The sequence below is a fragment of the Paenibacillus sp. PvP094 genome (genome assembly GCF_040546835.1).
GTDB lineage: Bacteria > Bacillota > Bacilli > Paenibacillales > Paenibacillaceae > Paenibacillus > Paenibacillus illinoisensis.
In genome coordinates this window covers 1,740,465-1,765,765 of sequence record NZ_JBEPOM010000001.1, presented here as the reverse complement: position 1 = coordinate 1,765,765, position 25,301 = coordinate 1,740,465, and the positions used below count along the sequence as shown (strand labels likewise).

General features: G+C 47.3%; 29 protein-coding genes. 20 read left to right on the top strand and 9 right to left on the bottom strand.

Annotation, left to right across the window (positions count from 1 at the left end; all coding sequences use genetic code 11):
- Window positions 1-97 precede the first annotated feature (97 nt).
- The 8 genes from iolC (at window position 98) to ABIC22_RS08215 (ending at window position 7,744) form a co-directional block, all read left to right on the top strand.
- Window positions 98-1,108, top strand: coding sequence for a 5-dehydro-2-deoxygluconokinase (gene iolC / locus ABIC22_RS08250; RefSeq protein WP_336784424.1), 1,011 nt, complete (start codon window positions 98-100; stop codon window positions 1,106-1,108).
- A 48-nt stretch (window positions 1,109-1,156) separates the two neighbouring features.
- Entirely contained in the window at window positions 1,157-2,632 is a 1,476-nt protein-coding gene (locus tag ABIC22_RS08245) for a CoA-acylating methylmalonate-semialdehyde dehydrogenase (RefSeq protein WP_354480064.1), read from the top strand.
- Window positions 2,633-2,712: 80 nt separating this feature from the next.
- Window positions 2,713-3,765 (top strand): inositol 2-dehydrogenase, encoded by a 1,053-nt coding sequence (gene iolG, locus ABIC22_RS08240; RefSeq protein WP_154897009.1) that lies wholly within the window; start codon window positions 2,713-2,715, stop codon window positions 3,763-3,765.
- A gap of 41 nt (window positions 3,766-3,806) precedes the next feature.
- Window positions 3,807-4,613 (top strand): 5-deoxy-glucuronate isomerase, encoded by an 807-nt coding sequence (gene iolB / locus ABIC22_RS08235; protein ID WP_354480061.1) that lies wholly within the window; start codon window positions 3,807-3,809, stop codon window positions 4,611-4,613.
- A 126-nt stretch (window positions 4,614-4,739) separates the two neighbouring features.
- A complete protein-coding gene (locus tag ABIC22_RS08230; protein WP_354480058.1) occupies window positions 4,740-5,753 on the top strand; it encodes a LacI family DNA-binding transcriptional regulator in 1,014 nt (337 codons plus the stop codon).
- A gap of 309 nt (window positions 5,754-6,062) precedes the next feature.
- Entirely contained in the window at window positions 6,063-6,707 is a 645-nt protein-coding gene (locus tag ABIC22_RS08225) for a hypothetical protein (protein ID WP_354480055.1), read from the top strand.
- Between the two features lie 42 nt (window positions 6,708-6,749).
- The gene (locus ABIC22_RS08220; protein WP_354480052.1) at window positions 6,750-7,247 is read left to right on the top strand and encodes a hypothetical protein; all 498 of its coding nucleotides are present in this window, start codon (window positions 6,750-6,752) and stop codon (window positions 7,245-7,247) included.
- A complete protein-coding gene (locus ABIC22_RS08215; RefSeq protein WP_354480049.1) occupies window positions 7,244-7,744 on the top strand; it encodes a GNAT family N-acetyltransferase in 501 nt (166 codons plus the stop codon). Before ABIC22_RS08220 ends, ABIC22_RS08215 begins: the two co-directional genes overlap by 4 nt.
- Before the next feature lie 63 nt (window positions 7,745-7,807).
- Here the strand turns inward: ABIC22_RS08215 and ABIC22_RS08210 are convergent, their stop codons facing one another.
- From ABIC22_RS08210 to ABIC22_RS08200, 3 genes are all read right to left on the bottom strand, one after another.
- Window positions 7,808-8,167, bottom strand: a complete 360-nt coding sequence (locus ABIC22_RS08210) for a hypothetical protein (protein ID WP_354480046.1) — start codon at window positions 8,165-8,167, stop codon at window positions 7,808-7,810.
- 287 nt (window positions 8,168-8,454) lie between these two features.
- Entirely contained in the window at window positions 8,455-9,255 is an 801-nt protein-coding gene (locus tag ABIC22_RS08205; RefSeq protein ID WP_127541323.1) for a DUF4261 domain-containing protein, read from the bottom strand.
- 120 nt (window positions 9,256-9,375) lie between these two features.
- A complete protein-coding gene (locus tag ABIC22_RS08200; protein WP_430197668.1) occupies window positions 9,376-9,741 on the bottom strand; it encodes a DUF1304 domain-containing protein in 366 nt (121 codons plus the stop codon).
- A gap of 230 nt (window positions 9,742-9,971) precedes the next feature.
- Here ABIC22_RS08200 and ABIC22_RS08195 point away from each other — a divergent pair, with 230 nt between their 5' ends.
- Together ABIC22_RS08195 and ABIC22_RS08190 are read left to right on the top strand one after the other, a co-directional pair.
- A complete protein-coding gene (locus ABIC22_RS08195; RefSeq protein ID WP_154897015.1) occupies window positions 9,972-11,192 on the top strand; it encodes an MFS transporter in 1,221 nt (406 codons plus the stop codon).
- A gap of 100 nt (window positions 11,193-11,292) precedes the next feature.
- Window positions 11,293-11,826, top strand: coding sequence for an MOSC domain-containing protein (locus ABIC22_RS08190; RefSeq protein WP_127541317.1), 534 nt, complete (start codon window positions 11,293-11,295; stop codon window positions 11,824-11,826).
- Here ABIC22_RS08190 and ABIC22_RS08185 read toward each other — a convergent pair.
- Entirely contained in the window at window positions 11,810-12,649 is an 840-nt protein-coding gene (locus ABIC22_RS08185) for a DUF6597 domain-containing transcriptional factor (protein ID WP_354480037.1), read from the bottom strand. The two genes, ABIC22_RS08190 and ABIC22_RS08185, sit on opposite strands and share 17 nt — an antisense overlap.
- A 74-nt stretch (window positions 12,650-12,723) precedes the next feature.
- A complete protein-coding gene (locus tag ABIC22_RS08180) occupies window positions 12,724-13,461 on the bottom strand; it encodes a WecB/TagA/CpsF family glycosyltransferase (protein WP_354480034.1) in 738 nt (245 codons plus the stop codon).
- Window positions 13,462-13,728: 267 nt separating this feature from the next.
- Between ABIC22_RS08180 and ABIC22_RS08175 the strand changes: the two genes are divergently transcribed.
- A complete protein-coding gene (locus ABIC22_RS08175; protein WP_127541311.1) occupies window positions 13,729-14,178 on the top strand; it encodes an SRPBCC family protein in 450 nt (149 codons plus the stop codon).
- Window positions 14,179-14,280: 102 nt separating this feature from the next.
- Here the strand turns inward: ABIC22_RS08175 and pyk are convergent, their stop codons facing one another.
- Complete coding sequence (gene pyk, locus ABIC22_RS08170) at window positions 14,281-15,696, bottom strand: pyruvate kinase (protein ID WP_354480031.1); 1,416 nt, start codon at window positions 15,694-15,696, stop codon at window positions 14,281-14,283.
- Window positions 15,697-15,807: 111 nt separating this feature from the next.
- Between pyk and ABIC22_RS08165 the strand changes: the two genes are divergently transcribed.
- Complete coding sequence (locus tag ABIC22_RS08165) at window positions 15,808-16,587, top strand: helix-turn-helix transcriptional regulator (protein ID WP_154897019.1); 780 nt, start codon at window positions 15,808-15,810, stop codon at window positions 16,585-16,587.
- A 128-nt stretch (window positions 16,588-16,715) separates the two neighbouring features.
- Here ABIC22_RS08165 and ABIC22_RS08160 read toward each other — a convergent pair whose 3' ends face one another.
- Complete coding sequence (locus ABIC22_RS08160) at window positions 16,716-17,387, bottom strand: phosphatase PAP2 family protein (RefSeq protein ID WP_354480028.1); 672 nt, start codon at window positions 17,385-17,387, stop codon at window positions 16,716-16,718.
- Between the two features lie 306 nt (window positions 17,388-17,693).
- Here ABIC22_RS08160 and ABIC22_RS08155 point away from each other — a divergent pair, with 306 nt between their 5' ends.
- The 4 genes from ABIC22_RS08155 to ABIC22_RS08140 all read left to right on the top strand — a co-directional run bounded on the left by ABIC22_RS08155 (window position 17,694) and on the right by ABIC22_RS08140 (window position 19,873).
- Window positions 17,694-18,482 carry a CPBP family intramembrane glutamic endopeptidase gene (locus ABIC22_RS08155; RefSeq protein ID WP_354480025.1) on the top strand — a complete coding sequence of 263 codons (789 nt, stop codon included), beginning with the start codon at window positions 17,694-17,696 and terminating at the stop codon, window positions 18,480-18,482.
- A 145-nt stretch (window positions 18,483-18,627) separates the two neighbouring features.
- Window positions 18,628-18,864 (top strand): DUF6953 family protein, encoded by a 237-nt coding sequence (locus tag ABIC22_RS08150; RefSeq protein ID WP_095293548.1) that lies wholly within the window; start codon window positions 18,628-18,630, stop codon window positions 18,862-18,864.
- 393 nt (window positions 18,865-19,257) lie between these two features.
- Entirely contained in the window at window positions 19,258-19,458 is a 201-nt protein-coding gene (locus ABIC22_RS08145; RefSeq protein ID WP_024633772.1) for a cold-shock protein, read from the top strand.
- 187 nt (window positions 19,459-19,645) lie between these two features.
- Window positions 19,646-19,873 (top strand): cold-shock protein, encoded by a 228-nt coding sequence (locus ABIC22_RS08140; protein ID WP_095293549.1) that lies wholly within the window; start codon window positions 19,646-19,648, stop codon window positions 19,871-19,873.
- A 215-nt stretch (window positions 19,874-20,088) separates the two neighbouring features.
- Here ABIC22_RS08140 and ABIC22_RS08135 read toward each other — a convergent pair whose 3' ends face one another.
- On the bottom strand, window positions 20,089-20,433 hold the full coding sequence (locus ABIC22_RS08135; RefSeq protein ID WP_354480022.1) for a hypothetical protein: 345 nt from the start codon (window positions 20,431-20,433) through the stop codon (window positions 20,089-20,091).
- A 165-nt stretch (window positions 20,434-20,598) separates the two neighbouring features.
- Between ABIC22_RS08135 and ABIC22_RS08130 the strand changes: the two genes are divergently transcribed.
- Window positions 20,599-21,324: a class I SAM-dependent methyltransferase gene (locus ABIC22_RS08130; RefSeq protein WP_164764375.1), complete on the top strand. Its 726-nt coding sequence runs from the start codon at window positions 20,599-20,601 to the stop codon at window positions 21,322-21,324.
- A gap of 112 nt (window positions 21,325-21,436) precedes the next feature.
- Here ABIC22_RS08130 and ABIC22_RS08125 read toward each other — a convergent pair whose 3' ends face one another.
- Window positions 21,437-22,081 carry a GntR family transcriptional regulator gene (locus tag ABIC22_RS08125; RefSeq protein ID WP_127541299.1) on the bottom strand — a complete coding sequence of 215 codons (645 nt, stop codon included), beginning with the start codon at window positions 22,079-22,081 and terminating at the stop codon, window positions 21,437-21,439.
- 324 nt (window positions 22,082-22,405) lie between these two features.
- On the opposite strand from ABIC22_RS08125, the gene ABIC22_RS08120 reads away from it, so the two are divergent.
- The 3 genes from ABIC22_RS08120 (at window position 22,406) to ABIC22_RS08110 (ending at window position 25,226) form a co-directional block, all read left to right on the top strand.
- Window positions 22,406-23,227 (top strand): transporter substrate-binding domain-containing protein, encoded by an 822-nt coding sequence (locus tag ABIC22_RS08120; protein WP_354480018.1) that lies wholly within the window; start codon window positions 22,406-22,408, stop codon window positions 23,225-23,227.
- Window positions 23,228-23,250: 23 nt separating this feature from the next.
- Window positions 23,251-23,907 carry an amino acid ABC transporter permease gene (locus ABIC22_RS08115; protein WP_354480015.1) on the top strand — a complete coding sequence of 219 codons (657 nt, stop codon included), beginning with the start codon at window positions 23,251-23,253 and terminating at the stop codon, window positions 23,905-23,907.
- 125 nt (window positions 23,908-24,032) lie between these two features.
- A complete protein-coding gene (locus ABIC22_RS08110) occupies window positions 24,033-25,226 on the top strand; it encodes an ornithine--oxo-acid transaminase (protein WP_354480012.1) in 1,194 nt (397 codons plus the stop codon).
- Window positions 25,227-25,301 lie beyond the last annotated feature (75 nt).

Below are 25,301 nucleotides of genomic sequence, written 5' to 3'. Positions count from 1 at the left end.
CAGAAGGTGTATTCGGAGAGAAGAGTATGTTTTATCTGGACCGTTCAGCACCTTCAATCTAGAACATTATTCCATTTACAGAAAGGGGTTCTGAGCCATGGCTTACGTTTCCTTTCCTGCTTCCAGGAAGACGGATTTTACCGCAATCGGAAGACTATGCATTGACTTGAACGCCAATGAGATTAACCGTCCGATGGAAGAGACGATGACGTTTACGAAGTATGTAGGTGGATCTCCGGCCAATATTGCGATTGGCATGTCCAGGCTCGGCATGGAGACGGCCTTTATCGGGAAAATCGCCAATGACCAGATGGGAAGGTTCATCCATAGTTATCTGGAACGCAATGGAATTGATACGTCCAATGTGGTAACCGATGACACAGGAGCAGTGACAGGGCTTGCTTTTACCGAGATCAAAAGTCCAACCGACTGCAGCATACTGATGTATCGAGACCATGTAGCTGATCTGCTGTTACAAGCCCGTGAAGTGCAGGAGCAGCTGATCGAGGGTTCCAAAGTACTGTTAATTTCCGGAACGGCTCTTGCCCAGAGCCCATCTCGTGAAGCAGTATTTCAGGCACTAACGTATGCAAAAAAACATGGAACGGTCATTGTATTTGATCTCGATTATCGTCCCTACACCTGGACATCGGCGGAAGAAACAGCAGTGTATTACAACCTTGCAGCCGAAAAATGCGATATCATCCTGGGCACCCGTGAGGAATTCGACATGATGGAGACATTTGACCATAATACACAGCGCAGCGATCAGGTGACCTCGCAAAAGTGGTTTGACTACTCAGCAAAAATTGTTGTTATCAAGCATGGCAAGGAGGGATCCATCGCCTATACCCGCGAGGGGTTATCCCATCGTGCAGACAGCTACCCAGCGCGTGTGGTGAAAACATTTGGAGCTGGCGACTCCTATGCAGCAGGATTCCTGTACGGATTAATGCAGAACTGGACGATTGAACGCAGTATGGCGTACGGCAGTGCAGCAGCGAGTATCGTCATTTCTAGTCACAGCTGCTCGGATGCGATGCCAACGGTGGAACAGGTGAATGATTATATTGAGCGCTGTAATCGGGGCGAGATTATAGTGTCCTGAATCACTAAAGAATGGCTGCAACATATATAAGCGAAGGGAGACAGGGCTATGGGAAAAGGAATTTCGGAAGCGTCCACAACCGTGACGATGGTACAAAACTGGATCGGGGGTGCCTGGGTAGCCCCGGTGGCAACCCGAACCGAGCCGGTCATGAATCCGGCTACGGAGGAAGTCATTGCACACGTACCGCTGTCAGAACAGGCAGACGTGGATCTCGCGGTCCAAACGGCAAGAGAGGCATTCCCATCCTGGAGCAGCACACCAGTTCCTCGCCGTGCGCGTGTTTTGTTCCGCTACCAGCAGCTGCTGGTAGAACACTGGGAAGAGCTGGCCCGGCTGGTCACATTGGAGAACGGCAAAAGCTATGCCGAAGCCTACGGGGAAGTACAGCGGGGCATTGAATGCGTCGAATTCGCGGCGGGTGCTCCGAATCTGATGATGGGCAAGCAGCTGCCTGATATCGCCACGGGGCTGGAATCAGGCATGTACCGGTACCCGATCGGCGTTATAGGGGGGATCACCCCTTTCAACTTCCCAATGATGGTACCGTGCTGGATGTTCCCGCTGGCGATTGCGTGCGGGAATACCTTTGTGCTGAAGCCCTCCGAGCGAACACCGCTGCTCGCAGGGCGCCTGGCTGAGCTGTTCAAGGAAGCTGGGCTTCCGGACGGTGTACTTAACATCGTTCACGGTGCGCATGACGTCGTGAACGGACTGCTTGAACATCCGGATGTTCAAGCCATCTCTTTTGTCGGCTCACAGCCTGTGGCTGAATACGTCTACACTACTGCATCCGCTCACGGAAAACGGGTGCAGGCACTCGCCGGTGCCAAAAACCACTCGATCGTCATGCCGGATGCCGACCTTGACCTGACGGTGAAGGAGATCACCAGTGCAGCTTTTGGCTCAGCCGGAGAACGCTGCATGGCCTGTTCGGTTGTCGTGGCCGTTGGTGATATTGCAGATGCGTTGGTCCAAAAGCTGGTGGAAGCAGCGGACAACATCACGATAGGCAACGGTTTAGATGAGGGTGTGTTCCTCGGTCCGGTCATTCGAGGTCCGCATAAAGAACGTACCCTCAGCTACATTGAATCCGGAGAACAGGAAGGCGCAGCCTTGATCCGCGATGGCCGCAAGGATGAAGCGGCAAGCACATCCGGATATTTTGTAGGACCCACCATATTCGACGAGGTTCAGAGCAGCATGAAAATCTGGAAGGATGAAATCTTCGCCCCTGTACTCTCCATAGCTAGAGTAGATACGCTCGAGGAAGCAATCCAGCTGGCGAATCGTTCCGACTTTGCCAATGGGGCGTGCCTGTTCACTCGTAGCGGGGCGAGTATGCGACAGTTCCGTGAAACGATTGATGCAGGCATGCTTGGCATTAACCTGGGCGTACCTGCGCCAATGGCCTTTTTCCCTTTTTCCGGCTGGAAGAAATCCTTCTACGGTGACCTGCACGCCAACGGTACGGATGGTGTTGAATTTTATACGCGCAAAAAGATGGTGACAGCCCGCTGGTAACAACCTACCTCAGGGATAAGCCAGACCAAGAGGGAAACCTCATCGTATAGCGAGCGAACAGGGACAGGGAGGATAACAAAATGGGCAAGGACAGAGTGAGAATTGGCATTATCGGTGCCGGACGGATCGGTAAAATTCATGCAGACAATCTCCTGCGCAACCCGCATGCCGAAATTGTAGGAATCAGTGATTTGTTTGCGGGGCCTGAGCTGGAGGCTTGGGCCTCCGTCCGGGGAATTTCGGTTGTAACGACAGACAGCAGTCAGCTTATCTCGATGCCGAACGTGGATGCTGTGCTGATCTGCTCCTCGACGGATACGCATGTACCCTTAATTGAACAAGCAGCGCAAGCGGGCAAGCATATTTTCTGCGAGAAGCCGGTCAGTATGGATTTGGCTCAAACCCAAGCGGCTGTGGCGGCTGTGCAAAAGGCAGGCGTGAAGCTGCAAATCGGATTCAACCGCCGTTTCGATCACAACTTCAAACGGGTGCGGGACCACGTGCAGGAGGGGACGATCGGTGATCCGCATATTATCAAAATCACTTCACGGGACCCAAGCCCGCCGCCCCCGGAGTATATCCGGGTATCTGGCGGGATTTTCATGGATATGATGATTCACGATTTTGATATGGCACGTTATCTGTCGGGAAGTGAAGTAGAGGAAGTATATGCCCAAGGGAATGTGCTGATCCACCCTGTTTTTGCAGAGCATGGAGATGTGGACACAGCCATTGTGACGATGAGTTTTGAAAATGGAGCCATCGGGGTCATTGATAACAGCCGCCAAGCGTTATACGGATATGATCAGCGTGTCGAGGTGTTTGGCTCATTGGGCAGTGCAGCAGCTGCAAACGATCATCCCAATACGGCAGAGATTAGTACAGCGGCAGGGCTTATGCGGGATAAACCGCTTCACTTTTTTCTGGAAAGATACAATGAGGCTTATGTGCAGGAGACGGCCCTTTTTATTGAAGCGATACTGAAGGATACACCTGTTACTGTCGACGGCCATGATGCGGTTCAGGCTGAACGGATTGCGCTGGCTGCAAGGATGTCCATGGAACAGGGGAGACCTGTCAAGCTGCGAGAAGTCACCGGGGTGACAATGGAATCTCAAACTGCATCGCCCTAAAAATTCAATTCAGCGTGCGCACAGAAAGGAGAGGCTGCAGCATGTCAGAACGTATCGTAAAACCGGCAGCACATTTGGAGGGGGACGGCACGCTTATACACGTAACTCCAGAGTCTGCTGGTTGGCAATATGTTGGGTTTCAGGTAGTACAGCTTGCAGAAGGGGAATCCTTCACCCGCGAGAGCGGTGATCAGGAGCTCTGTATCGTACTGCTTAGCGGGCTGGCCAATATAAGTACGCGGGAGCATGCGTGGGAGAACGTTGGGAAGAGAATGAGCATATTTGAGAAAATACCTCCGTATTCCGTCTATGTCTCTAGCTCCGATCAGGTGGAGATCAAGGCTCTTTCGGCATTGGAAATAGCCATATGTGCGGCACCAGGCAAAGGAACATACCCAGCTCGTCTCATCACACCGGAAGACGTTGGAGTTGAGACCCGCGGGTATGGCAATCTGGAGCGCCAGATTCATAACATATTGCCGGAACAGAAGGAAGCGGACAGTCTGCTCGTCGTTGAAGTATTTACGCCTGATGGACATTGGTCGAGTTATCCGCCGCATAAACATGACCGGGATGCCTTGCCTGAAGAATCACAACTGGAGGAGACCTATTACTTCCGGGTGCAGCCCGAGCAGGGGTTTGCCATTCAACGCATTTACACGGATGATCGGTCAGTGGATGAGACACTGGCAGTGAACAATGGTGAAGTTGTGCTTGTCCCTTGCGGATACCACCCAGTAGGTGCTCCACCGGGATATGAGGTGTATTACCTTAATGTGATGGCGGGCCCGACTCGAACCTGGAAATTTTATAATGACCCTGACCATGATTGGCTAATGAAAAGGTAATGCGGTCTCATTGGCATCTTATAGTGTGGCTTCGAGTTGCGAATGCAGACTTCCCCCTGCATAATGAGAAGAAAACGATTACCTATATATAAGGATCTTGTATATAGCACAGATGGGGAATTAACAATGAAAGCAACCATTTATGATATTGCACGAGAGGCGGGCGTATCCATTGCCACAGTCTCACAGGTCATTAACGGCAAAGGGAAAATCAGTGAAAAGCGGCGCGCTGAGGTTATGGAGATCATGGAGCGCCTTAACTATCAACCTAGCGCGATTGCAGCTGCACTTACAGGCAAGAAAACCTATACGCTCGGTCTGCTTGTACCCGATATATCCAATCCGTATTTTGCCGAGCTTGCCAGAGCGGTAGAAGACCGGAGCCGTCAGCTGGGGTACAGTGTCGTGATCTGCAGCACGGACAATAAGGACGAGCGGGTAGAGCGCTATTTGAACCTGCTTCAGCAAAAAAGAGTCGATGGCATGATGATCGGAACGGGTATTGATAATGCCGAGATTTTGTCACCCCTTCTGCAGCAATCCATACCTGTTGCCTTAATCGCCCGTCAACTGCCATCCCTCTCGGTGCACACCGTTACAATCGATGACAGGCTCGGAGGCGCACTGGCTGCGCAGCATTTGCTTCAGCTCGGTCATACCCGCCTTGCGGTGGTGTCAGAGCCCCTCAAGGTCAGCAGCAGTAAGGAACGTATACGCGGATTCCGGGAAGCAGTGGAGGAAGCAGGTCTTGCTCTTGAATCTTCCCAGGTCAGGGAATCAACCGCGGACATAAAATCAGCCAAACAGGAGGTGCTTGTGCTGCTCGGGCAAACCACCCGGCCAACCGGCATATTTTGCTGTAATGACATGCAGGCCATTGGTGCGTTGCAGGCAGCAAAAGAGCTCGGCCTGCGAGTCCCTGAAGATGTCTCCATCATCGGATTCGACAATACCATTCTCGCATCCGTGACCAATCCACCGCTTACGACGGTTGCCCAGCCTATTGAGGATTTGGGGCATCGTGCTGTGGATCTGCTGATCGATGAGTTGAAGGATGAGCACAAACGGCCACAGAAATTGGTTCTGAAACCCGAGCTGGTGATCAGAGAGTCAACGGGGGATGTCTCCATTCGTTCTTAATTCAGGGATCCAGCATCACATCCGCTCGGGTGAGACATACAAACAAGCCGTATTCAACCTCGTAGGAGGATGGATTCGGCTTATTCCGTGTGGAGCACGGGACCAGAAGGCATGATGAAATCGAATTGGTATGATGTAATCCAGCTGCTGCTTGGTAGGGGGAGGTAAGCTGTTTTTCGCATAGGGTAGCTATAATGTTCAATATGTTGGTTTGGATGGATGTATTAATATAGAACAATATATGGATGAAATGGTATACTGAAAGTAACATACGATATCCAATTTTTATACGATATCAGGATAAGAAAGATGGGTGATTTTATTAAAAGGTGGGGACTTGCTGCATCCATATGTTTCATTGTGGGCTTATTGCTACTGGATTTTTCTTCTGGTCAGAGGGAGATCACTACAGAATCAGCAGTAGAATCCCTTACACAGGATCCTTCTCAAACTAATGTGATGGACTGGGAAGTTACGAAACTATCTCCTGAACAGTTTCAAGAGAGATATACTGAACTTACGGGTGAGAGAACATCGAAGGAACTCATCAAGCAGGAGCAAGAGTGCCAGAAGGCCGACACCACAGAGGAACAAACACCTTCACTAATCATGGAGTGCTACGACGCAGAGTACGCGGCCACTATAGCCCTGGAAGAAGGAATTTCAGCACAGGCAGGCGTTTTGGTACAAGTAAGAGAGGTCAGAAGTGGTGACATGATACGAAAAGAGTTCCGCAAAGTGTATGAGAACACCGGTTATCTCTCCTCTGATGATTCCAGCTCAATTGAACTTGTGAGAAATTATGTCTTGGGTACGCTGCAGGATCGCTCTCGATTACAGCTCAGTTTTAGTGGATACGTAGAACACTTAGAGAGACAAGAAGAATGGGGAGCCCAGCATCAGAGGGCGAGGGATCCACTTCATTTTAGCGGATCAGGATTTTTCCAACTATAGATGGACTCAGGTGCATATAGGTTAACGAGAGGAGGTTGATTTATGAATAGAAAAAGAAAGCTGATTTTGGGTATCGTTATTTTACTTGTCTTAGTAGCTACAGCGATACCCGTATACATATCTAAACAACATACCACGTTTCGGGCAGAGGTTACGGAACACATGACCATGCTGGACAAATTCGACCGGTTAGAAATCACGAGATTTTCAAGTACATCGGGGGACAGGGAGGAAGTGATCATCAAGGATGCGGGGGAAATTCAGGACTTTCTGAAGGACTATAAGGACATTGAATTGAAGAAGATTAATCGGAGGGATACGGAACGGGAATCTCCCTATTATTATGAGTGGCGTCTGATGATTAACAAAGAGGAACGTGAAATCAATGGTTTTGGAATTACCCTATATAACAAACATTCAATGACGATCTATGACGGTAATGATACGCGAGATAAACTACAGGACTATAAGGTGTCGCAAGATATGAATTGGTACAAGATGGAGCGCCTCTTTGAGGGAATAAAGGAGGAAGAATCATGACCAAGTACCATGTGCGTCCTGTAGAGACGGAAGATGTTCCGTTCCTGTGGGAGATGTTATACGCTTCCCTACATACCCAGGTGGGTGATGAATTTTTGGAACCTGGGATTGTCCATTCTCCAGAACTATCCAAGTACGTGGAAGGCTGGGGAAGAACAGGAGATTTTGGATATATCGCGGTAGATACATTAGGCAGGAAACTGGGTTCGATCACTTTACGTTTGTATGATGAGCAGAATGCCGGATACGGTTACGTGAACGCTGCTACACCAGAGATGGGCATGGCAGTCATTGAGGAAGCACGGGGAAAAGGATTGGGCACTCTTCTGATGCAAGCAGCATTGGAAGAAGCTCGGCAGAGGGGGACTGAGGCCGTGTCGCTCAGCGTAGATCCAGACAATGCAGCCATCCGACTTTACCGGCGTTTTGGATTCGAGGAGATTGGGATGTGTGGTACATCGGTCACCATGTTATGTCGACTTCATCCAGCCCTTTGAGTACTACGGGAGTCTAAATGGATCTAAACATAGAAGAAGCGTTCCCATAAGGGAACGCTTCTCTTATTTCGTCAAAAATGCTAGTGCTTCATCATATGTTTCCCATTGGAATTCCGTCTGGTGCTCCGATTCCTTGGAGATTCGATTCAGCTGCATCTTCGCAATGGCACTGCCGACCGCAACACTCGCACGTCTCATACCCCACTGTGTGAGCAGCTTTTGGTGCTCCACAATTTTCTCTTTGGTTTCCTGGGAGAAAGCCTTCATGTTTCGCATGTCAACCAGTACATCAAACGAATTATTCAATTGCTGCGCAATATGTTGAATTTTCCGATTCGTTTGTTCTACTTCTTCAGGGGAGACCATGCCATCCCAGATTATTTCAATAATAGGTTCCTTTGAATCCAAACGCCGTACAGACATACAGGCAACTCCCTCGAAAAAATTATGTAATATATAAGTCTATTGACCTATTAATTATACCCGAAAATCGGGCGTTGAAACAAATTTTCGAGATTATGTAATACTTATGAACTATTTTTATACTAGCAGAGTTAATTTTAGGGAATCTAGGATGAGAGTGATATAGCCGCCAAAAATAATAGAGCCGCCCAGGTTAATGCTCTAGAAGGCTCTATTTATTTCAGGAGACAAATAGGGGGATGCTGAGCTTGCCCCTGTGGGTTGCTTCTTATATGACTACATGTTAATTAATATCCGATCTTTAGACTGCTGCCTTCTGTAGCTACTCCCTTAGAACGGGTAATCGGGAGCTTATGCTCAGCTGTAAACCCGAGGGTTTCCCCATCGTGCAACGTGACGTCATTTTCAACCACATAGGTCATCGTCATAAACATCATTTCAAATACATCACTTAATGGGTTGGTTGAATGTATAATCTCGATCTCTTCTTTTCCGAAGTTACGCAATCCATAAGTATAAGCTGAAGCGCCTTCCGCATTCTGATACATACCGATAAAAATCCATAGGGAAACAGGTAGCTCGTCCTGCTTGAGGATATAACTTGTCTCAACATACTGACGTGCCTCGACAACAAGTGGTGCCAAATATATGGCGAGTGCATGGTCAAGCTGTAACAGTGCACTTGCTGTCTTGGTAAACACGATATGTCCCTGGATCGCATCCGGTGCGTTCAGAACAGAGACGATAATCTGTGATTGATGCCTGGAAGTAACTTGTTCGGCTTCACGCCACAATATATTTAATTTGGCGTTCTCCTCTACTTCCCGGTCAGGAACAGGGGCACCGATATAAGCACACACCACCTGCATCCCATCTACCTCAAAGAAAAGGTTACCCTCTTCCGAACTCTCTTCGATATTAATATCCCAATCCTTCTTCATCGTGTGGATGAATTGATCAAAATCACAGTCATCCTGTTCCAAAAGGACAAAACCAACAATGGTTTCACTATGTGAAGAAGATTCGACGGCTCCGCCTACAGATACAGGTTCCTTTTTGCGACGCCGAAGCTTGTCAAACAGTCCCATGAGACATTCTCCTTTCCAAATCCATCACAGTAATGGGTATAACTGATTCCATTATTACCTTACCATACCATACTCTGGTCTGTAATGAATAAGGGCAGTGAGTTACCACTCAAGAGCTGATTAGAGGAAAAGCACCAGAAGCAATGCGATCATTGCTGGCAATCCTTGTTTGACGATAATAGACCGGGAAGCAGTTGCTCCTCCGTACAGGGCTGCGATGATGACACAAGCCAGGAAGAAGATCTGAATATGCTGACCAATCACCGTGTCTGGATACACCAATCCCCAGATTAGCCCTGCTGCGAGAAAACCGTTGTAAAGCCCCTGGTTAGCTGCCAAAGACTTGGTTGATTCTGCGAATTGTGGTGTGAGACCAAAGGTTTTCATTGTACGTGGACGAGTCCACATAAACATCTCCATGATCATGATGTAAATGTGTTCAATGGCTACCAGAGCCACAAAAACTGAACCGATCAATACGAACACCTTGCTTTCTTTTATGTAATTTATTTCATTATCTTCTCAGTATAAATGTTTGCATCCACAACTAAAAGTACTAATTAAATTTTATACAAATAAATTGAGTGAAATAAATATGGATAGGACAATTGAGTAAACAAATTGTTGCTTATTTACAAACAATAAATTATATTATCTATAAATAAACAAACATTAGTTGAAATAATTTGTTTGGAAAGTCCGAAGGAGGAGTTAAAGTGTTTCGTAATCCATATGTACGGACCATAGTCATTTCGCGATTACTTCTGCAATTGGGGATCTGGATACGCAATTTTGCCATACTCTTGTATGTGACTGATCTGACCAACAATGATCCGCAGGCCGTATCATGGATCTCTGTGGCGGAGTATGCACCCATCTTTATTTTTGCAATAATCGGAGGAACCTTCGCTGATCGCTGGAGGCCCAAACGTACCATGGTGTGGTGTGATCTGCTTTCCTCACTTTCTGCGGTAGTTGTGCTGGTTGCCTTAATGTTTGGTCCCTGGTATTCAGTCTTGTTGGGTACCTTGGTTTCAGCAGTTTTCTCTCAATTTTCACAGCCCTCTGCAATGAAGCTGTTCAAGCAGCACGTCCCAGGTGAGGGGTTGCAGGGAGTAATGGCCATGTTTCAAACGATGGTTGCTGTCTTTATGGTGGTTGGTCCCATGATTGGAACGGTCATCTATCAGAACTACGGGATCGAAGTATCTCTTGTTCTTACAGCTGTGATGTTTCTGCTATCCGGGCTGGTTCTCTCGCGGTTACCTAAAGATGAAGGGGGTACTGTGGCTACAGGCATTCGGGGTTCCTTCCATCAAGAGTTGGCTGAGGGATTTCGATATGTGTATGCCAATGTTGCTCTTCGGGCACTGGTCATGACTTTTGCGGTAGCCGGGCTGGCTGCAGGGTTGATACAACCGTTGATGCTCTTTGTTGTCATCGATAATCTGGGGCAGGACAAAACTTTTCTACAGTGGCTGCTCATGGTTAATGGTGCAGCCATGCTGGTCGGGGGCGCAATCATCATGAGTGCAGCCAAAAAACTTCAGCCTCAAGTGCTGCTCGCTTCAGGTTTGCTAATCAGTGCGCTCGGAACAATCGTGATGGGCTGGTCCGCCAATATTCTGCTGACCATGATTGCTCAGGTGATTAACGGTTTCTTTTATCCTTGGATTCATGTAGGCATTCAGACGATGATTATGCGCAATACGGATACGACCTTTATTGGCCGAGTGGGAGGGGCAGTTACTCCGGTGTTTATGGGCATGATGGTCATTAGCATGTCGTCTGCAGGTTATCTAATGAATCAATTGAGCCTAACGACGGTATTTACCGTGAGTGGTGTACTCTTTCTGGCAGGTGCGTTCATTTTGCTGCTGATGTTACCTAAGGGGAAGGAAGTTAGCGGATCTCACGTGATGAGGAGCTCGGAGTAAGTTCATTTGCAGGATCAACAAATGCCGATTGCTGAAGTCTGCCTGTTGGGTAATAATATATTCGAAGAGATGAATTGCTCATGGAAAAGAGGAGATTGGCATGGGAACCGTTCAATTCGTGCTGCTTGCAGACGATCCATCGACGTTTGTTACGCGGACCGTACCGTTAATCGATATTGAGCTTGCTGGAATACCGGGAGACCGTCATTATGGCCTGCTGCGTCCGGCGGACTCCAGACAGAAGATATATAAGCGGGGCACGATGATTGCCAATCGTCGGCAGATTAGTATTGTGTCGGAGGAGGAATGTGCTCTCATCGCAGAGAAAATGAACATTCCCGAAATTCGTCCGGAGTGGCTTGGTGCCAATATGCTGGTTCGTGGCATTGACCGCTTAACTGAGCTGCCTGCCGGAACGCGGCTTCTGTTTCCTGACGGGACAGGTTTGATATGTGAAGGGGAGAATCTTCCTTGTGTTCATCCAGGGAAAGTGATTGAGCAAGTCTATGAACAGGATGGTTTGCGCAAAAAATTCGTGCCTGCCGCCCGCAAAAAACGTGGTATTGTCTGCTCGGTTGAGCGGGAAGGTGCAATCCGTACTGGTGATACGATTGAAGTTATACGCCTGTCCTGATATTTGGGGGCAGGTTTTTGCGTGAATGAATGTATTCCTCGGGTGTGCTCCCGATAATGGATTTAAAATCCTTGATGAAATGAGGCTGATCATGGTATCCAAGCTCCTGAGATAGCTTAACCAGATCGCAGTGAAGACCGCGGTCAATCAGTTCGGCTGCATTTTGCAGTCGGTAGAGCTTGATTACCGTTTTGGGGCCGATTCCTACATACTGATTGAACAGGCGCTGGAGTTTTCTTGTATGAATGTTCCAGAACGACGACAGATCATCCACCCTCAACAGTTCCCGGTTCAGTTCAATCTGCTGCACGATATCGTGAACCAGTCTCGCTTGGGTATCCTCAGCGGGAAGATGTGCACATAGAAGCCGATCCATGTAACTGATTTTATCGACATCACCGCCATCTGTGAGCAGTTGTTCTTCCAATGAAGCTGCGCTCGCGTCAAGCACACGGGAAACTTCTAACGGTCGTTCACATAATGATGAGACGGGGAGACGAACAAAGGGATAGAATCCTCCCGGTCGGAACTTTACGCCAAACACCTGCCCCTTTCCGCGAATGAGATAGGAGAATTTGCGTCCGGAAGGACCGAAGAAAAACGTGTTGCCCCGCTCTACGACCAGATTAACACAGGGATTGGGCACCACATGCTGTGGATAGGATTCAAGACCTGTAAGATCCCACGATACCATCCAGTAATGTTTAACAAAAGGACTGAGCGCTTCCGCTGGAGCATGTCGTGTTAGCTCATATCTTTTGTTGCCTTCGTCCAGTTGAAGCAAGCCCATGCTGGGTCTGCTGATATGGGTTGAGGATTCCATCTTGTTCATCTCCTCTGTATTTAATGTGGCTATCCCTGTGTTCGCAGGTACAGAAAAGCATGGGTGTTGTCCGGTCACTTCTGCTCTCGGAACAGCAGTGCTCGAACAGCAAAACGTGGCAATATAAGCTGTCTTCGCCATCTTGAGGGCTGGCTGAGCAGCCGGTACAACCATTCCAGATTTAGCTTTTGCCAAGAGGCCGGGGCACGTTTGGTCTTGCCTGCGACGATATCCAGGCTTCCTCCGACGCCAATGGCTACACGAGCATTCAGCAGATGGCGGTGCTTGTCGATCCAGTGCTCGGCATTCGGTGCTCCGAGTGCGACAATAAGAAAGTCTGGTTGTGCATTGCGAATTTCCTCCACAATGTGCTCTTCCTCATCCGTTGAGAAAAAACCATGGTGCCTGCCGCTAACGATTACACCCGGATAATTCTCCTCTATGACTTCCGCTGCCCGTTTACTAACCTTCTCTTCTGCTCCAAGCAAATAGAAGGACCAACTTTTCCGGTTTCCCTCTTCCAATAAGCGGAATAAAAGATCACAGCCGGTTACCCGCTCAGTCAATTGCCCGCCTCGGAAGCGTGAGACCATCACGATGCCTGCCCCATCAGCGGTCACCAGTCCGGCTTGATCCACGATCGCCCGGAGTGTTTGGTTCTTTTGACACGACATGACGATTTCCGGGTTTCCCGTAATGACTTGAAAGAGTTCAGTGCTACGCTGATCTACAACATCGCCTAGAATGGTGACGGTCTGCTCCATGGTAAGGTTGGGAAAAGAAATACCCATAATATTCGTAGTTTGGCTCATGCTTTGCTTCCTTTCTGATGAACGCCCCACCAATGAATAGGGCAAACTCATGGTACCACTCCTGTTATTTCATTCCATTTTAGTATATCTGATCTTCTGGCAAAGAACTATATGGTTCAGTTATCAGTTATGGAACAAGGGATTCTCTATAATTCTACTCTTATTTTTCCGGTTGTCGTGTTTTTACAATACGAAGTTAGGGGTATAACGATAGGATAGGAGTGCGAGTTGGTAGATCGCATATCCATTGCATAAGGGAGTGAGTTCATGGAATTAAAATATGAATTTTATATCAATGCCGGGCTGGAAGACGTGTGGAATGCCCTGATTTCACCTGACGGCACACGAAGCAGTTTCTTTGGCAGTGAACTTCGTTCCAATTTTCAACCAGGCCAGCCGTTTGCTTATGTAGGACCAGGCAATGATGGTGCTGAAACCGTCCATGTGTACGGTGACATTTTAGAGTTCGAACCTTTATCCAGACTCAGTTATCGGGAACATCCCGGACCCTCGTATCATGCGAATCATACAGATCTTGAATCCAGAGTGGTCTTCCAGCTCGAGACCGTGGGCGAATGTACCAAACTGACCTTGATCAATGATCAATTTACGGAGAATCATCCTTCCTATGCAAACGCGCAGAGCAGCTGGTGGATGATTTTAAGCAGTATCAAAACCTGGGCAGAAACGGGAAAAACTTTGGACTTCGGCTGGTAAAAAAAATATACCTGATTGGTCACATAAAAAATCCACCGAAAGGCAGCCGAGCCTTCGGTGGATTTTATTTGTCTATATTTTAACAGTATCGATTGAATTGAATTATACTTGTTGAACCTTGATCAGGTTGGTATTACCGGATTGACCGATAGGTACACCTGCGGACAACACGATAATGTCGCCTTTTTCGATATAACCTGTTTTGATTGCGTTACGTGTAGCAGATTCGAACATTTCATCCGTCGTCGTTACTTTGTCGCCCATAACTGGGATAACGCCGGAGAGCAAGCAAATTTTAGCGAGTACTTCTTCATGCTGAGTAACGGCGATAATCGGTGCTTTCGGACGGTACTTGGAGATCATGCGTGCCGTGAAGCCACTTTCTGTGGAAGTGATGATCGCTTTGGCATTCAGTACAAGAGAGGAACTTACAGCTCCCTGACTGATAACTTCCGTAATGTCGGCTACTTGTGCAGCTGATTTTTGACCGAATTGCTCTTTGTAATCAATCATCGTTTCAGCACGACGTGCAACAGCAGCCATTGTGCGAACAGATTGAACAGGATACTTACCTGCAGCCGATTCACCGGACAGCATGACTACGTCTGCGCCTTGAAGAACGGCGTTCGCTACGTCGCTGACTTCGGAACGGGTTGGACGCGGGTTAACTTGCATGGATTCCAGCATGTGTGTAGCAACGATAACCGGTTTACCTGCACGGTTACATTTGTCGATCATTTCTTTTTGCATCATAGGCACGTCTTCAATCGGTACTTCAACCCCGAGGTCACCACGAGCTACCATGATACCATCAGAAGCTTCAATAATATCGTTCAGGTTGGTCATACCTTCCTGATTTTCAATTTTGGAGATGATCTGCACGTGATCTGCACCGCGCTCTTTCAGGATGCTGCGAATTTCACGAATGTCATCGCCTTTGCGAACAAAGGAAGCTGCAATGATTTCGATATCGTTTTCGATTCCGAATCCGATGTGCATAACGTCACGCTCGGTTACACCCGGCAGAGTCGTTTTGATTCCTGGCAAGTTTACACCTTTACGTGGTTTAAGAATGCCGCCGCTGATGATTTTGCAATGAATATCCGAACCTTCTACAGAGAGTACAGTCAGGTCTACCAGACCATCGTCAATCAGGATGCGATCGCCAGGCTTCACAACGAGATTCAATTCAGGATAGTTTACGGAGATGCGCTCTGCGTCACCCAGGTTTTCTTCCGTTGTCAGAATCAGCTCTTTGCCTGCTTGCAAGTGGCAGGATGCTTCTTTCAGTTTGCCGATCCGAACTTCCGGTCCTTTGATGTCCATCATAATAGGTATATATTTGTTCAGTTCGGAAGCTGCTTGGCGGATGTTGTTAATCCGGGTAACGTGGTCTTCCAGCTCACCGTGAGCCATATTCAGACGGGCCACCGTCATGCCTTCCTGAATCATTACTTTCAATGTTTCGATCGAGTCACAAGCAGGTCCCATAGTACAAATAATCTTTGTTTTCAACATGCTGATTTCCTCCTCATATTTTGCTTATGTGTGTATTGTAGCGTTTTCTGTCGAATCAGGGTATGAACTATAGTACAATGATTGGAGTATAGTCCAGTAATGAGGTGAGTTATGATCACTCCGTTAGAAGTAAGGCATATTAATGGCGTCGGTTGGTACGAAGAAGCAGTGCAAACCGAAGGAACCTGGCGCTTGAGCTTGGTTACATATGGGAAATGTGTATATTGGGTGAACGGCGAGAAACAGATTATGGAGAAGGGGGAATTGTTGTTGATTCCCGGTGATGTCTCCTACTATGGCAAAAGCATTCCTACGGTAACGCACACTCAAATTGTTGTCCATTTGCAAGGAGATTACGCCGATGGATTGCCTGCATTAGAACGGGAAGAAGCGTTAAGGCATAGACCCGGATGTTACGAGTTGATTCATGAACGGATGAAGGCGATTCACCAGCAGTGGCAGGAACGTCCTTCTTATTATGTCATGATGAGTCAGGCGTTATTGATGGAAGTGTTGATTTATGTGAATCGGGAACTGGACCGGGGAGTTATCCCACCAGAGAAACATATGCACGCAGAGCGGATGAAACGATACATCGAGCGCCATTACCGGGAAAAGTTAACGAAGGATGATCTCGGAGATGCAATTGGCAAGACGCCCAATTATGCTGCAGCGTTGTTCAAAAGCATGACGAATCAAACGATCAGTCAGTATGTGCATGACCAGCGGATGAAACGAGCGTTATATCTCCTTACCGAATCACAGTTGTCCATTCAGGAGATTGCTGAATTTCTTGGTTATCGGGACTTGTCGTACTTTTACCGCATCTTCAAGCGCATAACCGGAACCCAGCCTTCCGACTGGCTCCATGAGCGTCCTCCTGTGATTTGAGATGGAACATTAACCCTGGAGGTGGGTCGGTTTTGGTTTCTTCTATATATAGATGTGCAAAAAAAAGAGGGCCGCTGGCCCTCTTTTGATTTCATGCAGCATATATCCTTGCTGTTTGTAAGGAGTGATTAAGCATTGCTGCTTGTATTGGTGGCACCTACACGCTGCTTTGTTTTTTTGCGGGCAAGGCTGCTGCGGGCCAAGACTGCCCGGACGGCCCAATACGCTGCTTCCGCAAACAGAATTCCGCCTGCAACATCCAGCAGGGAGTGCTGTTTTACAAACACCGTTGAAGCAATGATCAGCCAGAGCCACACTGACCAGGAGATTCGGGCGAGTGGTCGGAAATTTAAATGCCGATTAATGATTATAAACAGCAGATAACTTGTGAGGCAGTGAACGCTTGGAAAACAGTTGAATGGAGCATCATTGGCATAGATGAACTGAACTAACGTACTGCTCAGATCGGTTCCGCCGACCATTGGCCGCGGGACATGCGTTGGAAAGACTGCAAAACAGATGTTGGCCGCGATGACCCCGACATTATAGGTCAGTAGTGTACGCCAGAATAACGATTTATTCGTCAGGCCCAGATAGATAAAGCCAAGGTACAGAATAGGCATCCAACTGATGTAAGGGTAGATAAATTCTTTGATAAATGGAATTTGTGTATCAATCCAAGCGTAATTGTAGAAGACATTGTCACCCTGATTACTGCCTAGAAAAACATATATGGTGCCTTGAAGTGGTATGCAGAGTATAGCCAGCAGATGCCCCCAGCGCAGAAATAGTTCTTTCATATTGACCCCCTGATTTGTTATGCATCATGCACGTTCGTTATTTTACCTTTTTTCTCTCTATATAAGACGGTGCAGAGTAGGGTTAACCCTGCAGCCAATATCTTTCGTACTACTATGATGACAGTTTTGAACACAAGCCATACCTGATTTTAGGGGAAAAGAGGGTAGAGAAAGTCTCTATTTTGTTACTTTTATAAATTTATCCAAAAAAGGATACTCGAAAGTTTACTGATATGATACAACTAAATTGTCATATCGGATTCTCATGACAACGACAAATGACAATGAAATGAGGCTGATTCACCCATGGCAACCCCGCAAACCGGAAAAAAACCATCGTTCTCCCTACGCAGACCGATACTGGCTGTGATTATCATTGAACTGCTGCTCTTGCTCGCTGTATTTGCAGCAGGGGCTGTGGCGACGGTGAAGCAATTGGATTACACGTCCCCAGTGCTTATGTCCTTTACGCCAATGGCTGTTGTGCTCATCATTTATCTGACCCTGCGGCGCAGGTGGGCCGAGACAGGATTTCGTTCCCTAAGAACCATCCCGGCTCAGCACGCAAAGTATTATATTCCGCTACTCCTTGTACTGGGTACAATCGCCCTGAAAGGTTTTGCGGAGCTGACTTTAGCGAAAGTGACCTTCTTTATCTTTTTTACGCTGCTCGTTGCCTTTGTGGAAGAAACCGTATACCGCGGACTTATATTCAAAACATTACTTCGCAAAAGTGCAGTGGCAGCGGTAGTGACCTCAAGCATTTTATTTTCCATTACACATATGTTGAATGCACTCTCAGGTCAAAGTATGGCGGATACAATGCTGCAGCTGATCTATGCATTACTGCTCGGAGCTGTACTGGCGCTATTAATGCTGAAAAACGGGAACATCATTCCCTTGATTCTGTTTCACTTCATACATAATTTGATCCAGTTCCTAAGTGATGACCTCCAGGATACGAATACTCTTCCTTATGATCTTTTCTTGTTAATCGTTCTTGCCGTTCATTGTGTATGGTTGATCTACAGTGCTCGAAAAGAAAAAAGGATCTCTGCCGATGCGGGACCTGCTGGACATGAAGTTACACATTAGATCGTTCCTAAGGCGCCTTGGTAACCGCATTTAGCACTTGTGATGTACTCGTGTTATACTTCAGTCTGGCGGTAGGGGTGACACTGGATTCGGTTTCCTGTGTCAGCCCCTTTCGCACATTAGAATAGACAGCAGGTGATTAAGGATGGAAAAAACAGCACAGGAAGTCGCCGAATGGATGGTTCAGGAGATTAAGTTTACCGGAACATTGAAGCAGGAAGCAGCAATTGAATACGTGAAGACTCATTTTGGTGATGAATTTGTTTTTGTTAATGAGAACGGGAATGCTTCTTTATCCAAAGAAGTGAAAAAAGCATTCCGAAAGCTCCATGGTGGGCAGATCGCCTGGGATCGGGATGCCTTTATGTGGGCTTGGACGTAGGTTCATTTCGATGTATAGGATAAGTGAATCTAATTGAAATGGATATGCATGCCAAAATATTTTATAAAAAATGTATAAGTTGGTTCGGATCTGCATATCCTTTCATAAGACCGCACAGCAGCGGATGTGTTTTTGAACAAGACTTGTCCACTGCAGCACGAATAACATGTATTTCCAAAGCTGTTTGAAAAGAAAATACAAAGATTTGCTTTTTGGCAGAATTAGAGTTATAATAAGAACAAGTTGTAGAGAGAGTGGAAAACCTAATTCACATATTGTAAAGGGCGATCACTTATAGGTTATGACTGGTACCTTTTTCAATGTGTGAATTTTTATTTGCTTGCTGCAAAGAACAAAGGAACATGTTAATCTTTATTTGGAGGTGTAATTCACATGCAAAACGGAACAGTAAAATGGTTCAACGCTGATAAAGGCTTCGGTTTCATCGAAGTTGAAGGCGGAGAAGATGTATTCGTACACTTCAGCGCTATTACAGGCGAAGGCTTCAAAACGCTGGACGAAGGTCAACGCGTGCAATTTAAAATTGTACAAGGAAACCGTGGTCCTCAAGCAGAAGAAGTTGTAAAACTGTAATTAAAGCATAGCTGCCTTTAACATGTTATAATGGTAAAGGCAGCTTCTTTTTTTTGAGCAGATAGATGTAAGTCGGCCCAATAAGTTGTCGAGGCAGTAGCCCAGCGGGGTCAAGACTTCCGCTAAGTATAGGCTTCTGTGAAATAACGTCGGTTAGATGTTTTTCCATAACAAGGGGGTAGAAGTCATGTATAATCGCAAAAAGCCATTGGAAGAAATTCCACAAGCGGATGCGGCAATCTGGGAATGTACGAGTGATACGTGCAAAGGATGGATGCGGGACAATTTTGCGTTTGATAGCGTGCCAACTTGTCCGATATGTGCTTCTGAGATGGTTAGCACGACTAGGATGCTGCCATTGCTTGAAAATTCGAACAGTAACATGAAGACGATGTCTAAAGGAAATCGGATTTAACATAGCTTACCCGCCTCTAACGAGGTGTTTTTTTTTAACTTAGACCTGACATCTTGTGCAAAGGTACGGGTAATGAAATATGAAATTCCCGGCATTCGTTTTGGTGAATGCCTTTTTTTATTCGTTTTGAAATATTGAAATAGAACAAACACCCCTCATGGCAGTACCATCATGAGGGGCATTTTTATTTTAAAATAGCTAGTGAGTGTGATTGCTTAGATGAAAAGGAATGGAAGCAGCAATAATGTGGTTACCAGCGCAACATCATATCCGGCCCCGTATCCGTAACCCCCGCCGTACCCGTATCCGTAAGGGCCATAGGCGGAAGACTTTACTCTTTTTGCGGTAACTGCGTTGTTTTTCCTTTTTCTGCGGAGCTGCTGTTTGGATTTTACAGAGCACAAGCGTGGGCCTTCGAAACTTCCGCTGACATAAATCTTGCCATCCCGGCAGCCTCCAAGTGTACCGTATATGTGCTTGCCATCTTTCATAATCATACATACCGGGCGTCCAACGTGTGGAGACACCGTCTCTTCACATACCGGATGAATTCTGTGCATGCATATCCCCCTCAGATTTTGCGGTTTGCCGCTTGGAATCAACGGTTTGTATATCATAGTAAAAAGAGAGTGAATTGGTATGGACGAGTACCCGGAAAATGTATAGGGATGTGCCGCTTTTGCCATTGCTCCATACACTGGAGGGAGGGAAGGGGGCTGGAAACATTGGATTATCATGATTTACTGGCTAAGCTCGGTGAAGGGAGTGCGCATCCTGGCGGATTCACGGCGACAGTGGAATTAATCGATTCCTTGTCTCTTCCTGAACGGGGGCGAGTATTGGAAGTAGGATGTGGTACAGGGAGGACGGCTTGTTATCTCGCGCGAAATGGGTATCGGGTGACGGCGATTGATCTTCACCGTCAGATGCTGGAGAAAGCGGTCAGAAGAGCAAGACGTGAACGGCTGGATATTCGTTTTATTCAGGCGGATGTCACTGCGTTACCATTTCCGGATCATCAATTTGATGTGGTGTTTGTAGAGTCGGTTACGATATTTACTCGCTGGCACGCTGCGCTCTCCGAATATAAACGGGTTTTGAAACCAGGAGGGCGTTTGATTGACAGGGAGATGATTTTGTGCGGACGGAAAACTGAGCTGATGAGCCGCAGGTTGAAGCATTTTTATGGAATGAGGACACTGGCCACCATGACGGTATGGAAGAAGCGACTCAAAAAGTGCGGATTTACCAGCGTGTTGGTTCGTGAGCACTCTCGGTCCATGGGGAAATGGGGAGTGGATCATGATCCGCACCGGGAACTGGACATGGCTCTGTTTGAGGATGAACAGGTCCGGCGCATGAGTGAAACCAATGACCAATTGCTGGCGAGGTACGGTAAAAGGTTGGGCTATGCCGTTTTTGATGCAAAGGTCCCGCCTGACGAGAGATGAATGCTGATGAAGGTGAACTTAAGCGTAAGTTATTGGTGTGAGAAAAGGATAAGGCAACTCACAGGGTGAGTTGCCTTTTTGAACTGCAGTTTGAATGCGGCCCGGGAAGCCATTACAGCATATCGTTGTCGATAATTCGCCAGTGATGCTTGAGGAGGGACTCCAATTGTGGTTTGTCGTTGGTACGGAAGGCGTTAAGAATCTGGCGATGTTCCTCGTTAACCTCCTGAAGAACCCCGGATAACTTCGATTTGTTATCACTTACATACGACTGGCGAATGAAGCTGTTTTTCAATGTATCCAACATTTCAATAACGGTTGAATTGCCACATCGCCGGATGTACAAGTTGTGAAATTGATATTGGTCTTTACTATAGGCGGCAAGATCGAGCTGGGCAATGTCTTCATCCATTCTTGCGATAAGTGCTTCCATCTCAAGTAGGTCGGATGATCTCAAATGATCTGCTGCGAGTGTGGCGGCGAGAGCTTCCAGTACCCCGATGGCCTGGGAGAATTCAAGCTTTTTACCAGAATCAAAAGGAGCAACAATAAACCCCCGGCGCGGAATATATTGCAGCAGATTGTCTGATGCAAGCTGGAACAGTGCCTCTCTTGTCGGAGTGCGACTGATGTCCAGCTTTTTGCATATCTCTGCTTCGTTAATCTTCTGATTGGGGAGCAATGTTCCGTCCTGAATCTTCTGGGCGATATAGTCGTAAACGTGATCTTTCAAGGAACGGTATTTAGGTACTTCCATACCGAATTCCCCCTTCTGTATATAGTAATGATAGGATGTGTGAGCTGGGCCCAAGTGTGGTGCGCCGTTCAGGTGTTATAAGTTTTTATCATCTTAACACCGAGGGGGAAGTTGGGCAAGCTAACTTAAATGCCTATTTAATGTTATATAAGCGTTAGATATATGACCTACAATGGGATATAAGTCCATAAATGGTTGAAAGTTATTGCTGAAAATGCAAATGTTTGTTAGTATATCTTACATAAAGTTCCTTATATAGTACAATGTATATTGTATACAGATTTAGATGTGTATCATTCCAAAAAAAGAATAGGGGTATGCTCTGTGAAAAGAATTCTTTTACCAGTGTTGCTGTCATTGATGGTTGTAATCATGTCGGCTTGTGGGCAGGAACGGACAACGGGTAATCCTTCGGCTCCGGCTTCGACCGCTGAAGGTGACGCAACAGAGAAGGAAGTCATTGTACTTGGTACCAGCGCAGATTACGCACCCTATGAGTTTCATAAGAGCATCGATGGCAAAGACACAATAGTAGGTTTCGATATCGAGATTGCCAAAGCCATTGCGGCGGATATGGGAGCAGAGTTGAAGATTGAAGACATGGATTTTGACGGCCTCCTCATGGCGCTGGACACTGAAAAGGTGGATTTTGTGATCTCGGGCTTAACCCCAACCGAAGAGCGGAAGAAGAACGTGGATTTCACGGACATCTATTACTATGCAGAACAGACAGTGCTTGTCCGGGAGGGTGAGGGAGGAACGTTAGGCTCACTGAAGGATCTGTCAGGCAAGCAGGTCGGTGTGCAGAAGAGCTCCATCCAAGAAGGGATTGCTCAAGGGATAGATGGTGCCAAGCTCACATCCCTGGCGAAAATCCCCGAGTTGATTCTGGAATTGCAGACTGGCCGCGTGGATGCGCTCATTTTGGAGAAGCCGGTAGCGGAACAGTATGTGAAAAATCAGCAGGGACTTGAATTGTCGGACATAAAGATTGAACAAGCTGAAGATGAAGCTGGATCGGCAATTGCCGTCAAAAAGGGGAATCAGGAGTTGGTGGAACAGATTAACGCTACACTCCAAAAGCTCAAAAGTAACGGTGACATCGAACGTTTCGTCATTGAAGCCAATGAGTTGGTTGGGGACTAAGCCTGGCGAGTGAGGGATATGCCGTGAATTTAGATTTTTCGTTTTTATCGGATCATTGGCAGGATTATGCAAGAAGTGCGTGGGTGACGTTGGAATTGTCTTTCTTTGGCGTCCTGCTGGGCACCATCTTTGGGGTTTTGGTCGCACTATTGCGTATATCACGTGTGTGGCCAATCAAATTTTTGGCATCAGCCTATATTGAACTCATTCGGGGCACACCGATGCTGGTGCAAATTCTTATCATTCACTATGGTCTGACGGTGATCGGCATCAACTTGCCGGCATTTATGTCGGGGGTCGTGGCACTAACCATCAATAGTTCTGCTTATATGGCGGAAGTGTTTCGGGCCGGAATCCAGGCGATCGATAAAGGTCAGACGGAAGCTGCTCGTTCACTTGGTTTAACCCATGGCATGACACTTCGCTACATTATACTGCCTCAGGCGTTCCGCAACATGCTGCCGGCAATCGGTAATGAATTCATTATCATTATTAAAGATTCTTCCCTTGTCTCCATGATTGGGATTGCCGAAATTATCTACACGGCCAGAGCTGTTCAAGGTGTTACCTTTCAACCACTCGCCCCGCTCCTCGTGGCTGCTGCACTCTATTTTGTGATCACATTTACGCTGGCTAATCTGCTTGCCTGGGTAGAACGGAGGCTCTCTGCTTCCCGTTAATTGAGGTTTACCCTCGGTACCAGGGCTATGGTGGAATTGGCTGTGAAGGGGTCGTAAATGGAGAAGGCGGAGCATACATTGATATTGTATTTTGTATACAGATCGGCAGGAGGTGCTGAGGAGTAATGTCAGACTCTCAAAAATGGTTGGAATGGTCGGAACAATATGCTGCGCCTAACTATCATCCGCTCCCGATTGTCATTGAGACAGCCGAGGGAGTTTGGGTTCAAGATCCTGAAGGCCGTCGATACATGGATATGCTAAGTGCCTACTCGGCGTTGAATCATGGACACAGGCATCCTGTGATTATTCAGGCGCTGAAGGATCAAGCGGACCGGGTTACGTTGACTTCGCGGGCGTTTCACAGCAGTGCAGCCTCCCTTTTTTATCAAAAACTCTCGCAATTTACGGGCAAAACGAAGATTCTTGCAATGAATACGGGTGCTGAAGCAGTGGAAACTGCGCTTAAGGCTGTGCGCAGATGGGCCTACCGTTGTAAAGGTGTCCCTGAAAATCAAGCTGAAATTATCGTCTGCTCCGGTAACTTCCACGGAAGAACGTTGACAGTCACGTCTTTCTCATCTTCAGCTGCGTACCAAAAGGACTTCGGTCCATTCACGCCTGGATTTCGAATTATTCCTTATGGGGACATCGATGCATTGAGGCAAGCGATCACTCCCAATACTGCGGCGTTTCTGGTAGAACCGATTCAGGGTGAGGCAGGTATAATTATCCCGCCGGACGGATATCTTGCGGAAGCTTTTGAACTATGTAAGAAAATGCAGGTGTTAACGGTGGCGGATGAGATCCAGACGGGTTTCGGTCGAACGGGACGCCGTTTTGCTTCTGATTGGGAAGGGGCAGTGCCTGATCTCTGGATCATGGGTAAAGCGCTTGGTGGAGGGATTATGCCGATCTCGGCTGTGGCAGCGGATGCAGAGATCCTTGATTTGTTCGAGCCGGGCTCTCATGGTTCCACCTTCGGTGGTAATCCGCTTGCTTGTGCGGTGGCTGTTGCGGCGCTGCAGGTATTGGAAGATGAACGACTGGCGGAGCGATCGGAGCGTCTAGGGAATTATTTTATGAAACATCTCAAGGGGATTGGGAGTGCAGCGGTAAAAGAGGTACGAGGAAAAGGGTTGTTTATAGGTGTCGAACTTCATGTGCCTGCCCGCCCATATTGCGAGCAACTAATGACAGCAGGATTGCTGTGCAAGGAAACGCATGAGACGACGATTCGTTTTGCACCCCCTCTTACCATAACGGAAGATGAAATCAATTGGGCAATAGAAAGAATTATACAGGTCTTAAAGGATTAAGGGATGGGAGCCTGGATAGGCGGATGTGAGATCGGTTCTAATTATATATCATTGCTTTAGAAATAAGCCGCGAAG

What these genes read in the sequence shown, in the direction of transcription:
- iolG (WP_154897009.1), top strand. Translation starts at nt 2,713, where the DNA reads ATGGGCAAGGACAGAGTGAGAATTGGCATTATCGGTGCCGGACGGATC.
- ABIC22_RS08230 (WP_354480058.1), top strand. Translation starts at nt 4,740, where the DNA reads ATGAAAGCAACCATTTATGATATTGCACGAGAGGCGGGCGTATCCATT.
- iolB (WP_354480061.1), top strand. Translation starts at nt 3,807, where the DNA reads ATGTCAGAACGTATCGTAAAACCGGCAGCACATTTGGAGGGGGACGGC.
- ABIC22_RS08215 (WP_354480049.1), top strand. Translation starts at nt 7,244, where the DNA reads ATGACCAAGTACCATGTGCGTCCTGTAGAGACGGAAGATGTTCCGTTC.
- ABIC22_RS08220 (WP_354480052.1), top strand. Translation starts at nt 6,750, where the DNA reads ATGAATAGAAAAAGAAAGCTGATTTTGGGTATCGTTATTTTACTTGTC.
- ABIC22_RS08175 (WP_127541311.1), top strand. Translation starts at nt 13,729, where the DNA reads ATGGAATTAAAATATGAATTTTATATCAATGCCGGGCTGGAAGACGTG.
- ABIC22_RS08135 (WP_354480022.1), bottom strand. Translation starts at nt 20,433, where the DNA reads ATGCACAGAATTCATCCGGTATGTGAAGAGACGGTGTCTCCACACGTT.
- ABIC22_RS08150 (WP_095293548.1), top strand. Translation starts at nt 18,628, where the DNA reads ATGGAAAAAACAGCACAGGAAGTCGCCGAATGGATGGTTCAGGAGATT.
- ABIC22_RS08245 (WP_354480064.1), top strand. Translation starts at nt 1,157, where the DNA reads ATGGGAAAAGGAATTTCGGAAGCGTCCACAACCGTGACGATGGTACAA.
- iolC (WP_336784424.1), top strand. Translation starts at nt 98, where the DNA reads ATGGCTTACGTTTCCTTTCCTGCTTCCAGGAAGACGGATTTTACCGCA.
- ABIC22_RS08180 (WP_354480034.1), bottom strand. Translation starts at nt 13,461, where the DNA reads ATGAGCCAAACTACGAATATTATGGGTATTTCTTTTCCCAACCTTACC.
- ABIC22_RS08225 (WP_354480055.1), top strand. Translation starts at nt 6,063, where the DNA reads ATGGGTGATTTTATTAAAAGGTGGGGACTTGCTGCATCCATATGTTTC.
- ABIC22_RS08210 (WP_354480046.1), bottom strand. Translation starts at nt 8,167, where the DNA reads ATGTCTGTACGGCGTTTGGATTCAAAGGAACCTATTATTGAAATAATC.
- ABIC22_RS08160 (WP_354480028.1), bottom strand. Translation starts at nt 17,387, where the DNA reads ATGAAAGAACTATTTCTGCGCTGGGGGCATCTGCTGGCTATACTCTGC.
- ABIC22_RS08155 (WP_354480025.1), top strand. Translation starts at nt 17,694, where the DNA reads ATGGCAACCCCGCAAACCGGAAAAAAACCATCGTTCTCCCTACGCAGA.
- ABIC22_RS08190 (WP_127541317.1), top strand. Translation starts at nt 11,293, where the DNA reads ATGGGAACCGTTCAATTCGTGCTGCTTGCAGACGATCCATCGACGTTT.
- ABIC22_RS08145 (WP_024633772.1), top strand. Translation starts at nt 19,258, where the DNA reads ATGCAAAACGGAACAGTAAAATGGTTCAACGCTGATAAAGGCTTCGGT.
- ABIC22_RS08205 (WP_127541323.1), bottom strand. Translation starts at nt 9,255, where the DNA reads ATGGGACTGTTTGACAAGCTTCGGCGTCGCAAAAAGGAACCTGTATCT.
- ABIC22_RS08125 (WP_127541299.1), bottom strand. Translation starts at nt 22,081, where the DNA reads ATGGAAGTACCTAAATACCGTTCCTTGAAAGATCACGTTTACGACTAT.
- pyk (WP_354480031.1), bottom strand. Translation starts at nt 15,696, where the DNA reads ATGTTGAAAACAAAGATTATTTGTACTATGGGACCTGCTTGTGACTCG.
- ABIC22_RS08165 (WP_154897019.1), top strand. Translation starts at nt 15,808, where the DNA reads ATGATCACTCCGTTAGAAGTAAGGCATATTAATGGCGTCGGTTGGTAC.
- ABIC22_RS08110 (WP_354480012.1), top strand. Translation starts at nt 24,033, where the DNA reads ATGTCAGACTCTCAAAAATGGTTGGAATGGTCGGAACAATATGCTGCG.
- ABIC22_RS08185 (WP_354480037.1), bottom strand. Translation starts at nt 12,649, where the DNA reads ATGGAATCCTCAACCCATATCAGCAGACCCAGCATGGGCTTGCTTCAA.
- ABIC22_RS08140 (WP_095293549.1), top strand. Translation starts at nt 19,646, where the DNA reads ATGTATAATCGCAAAAAGCCATTGGAAGAAATTCCACAAGCGGATGCG.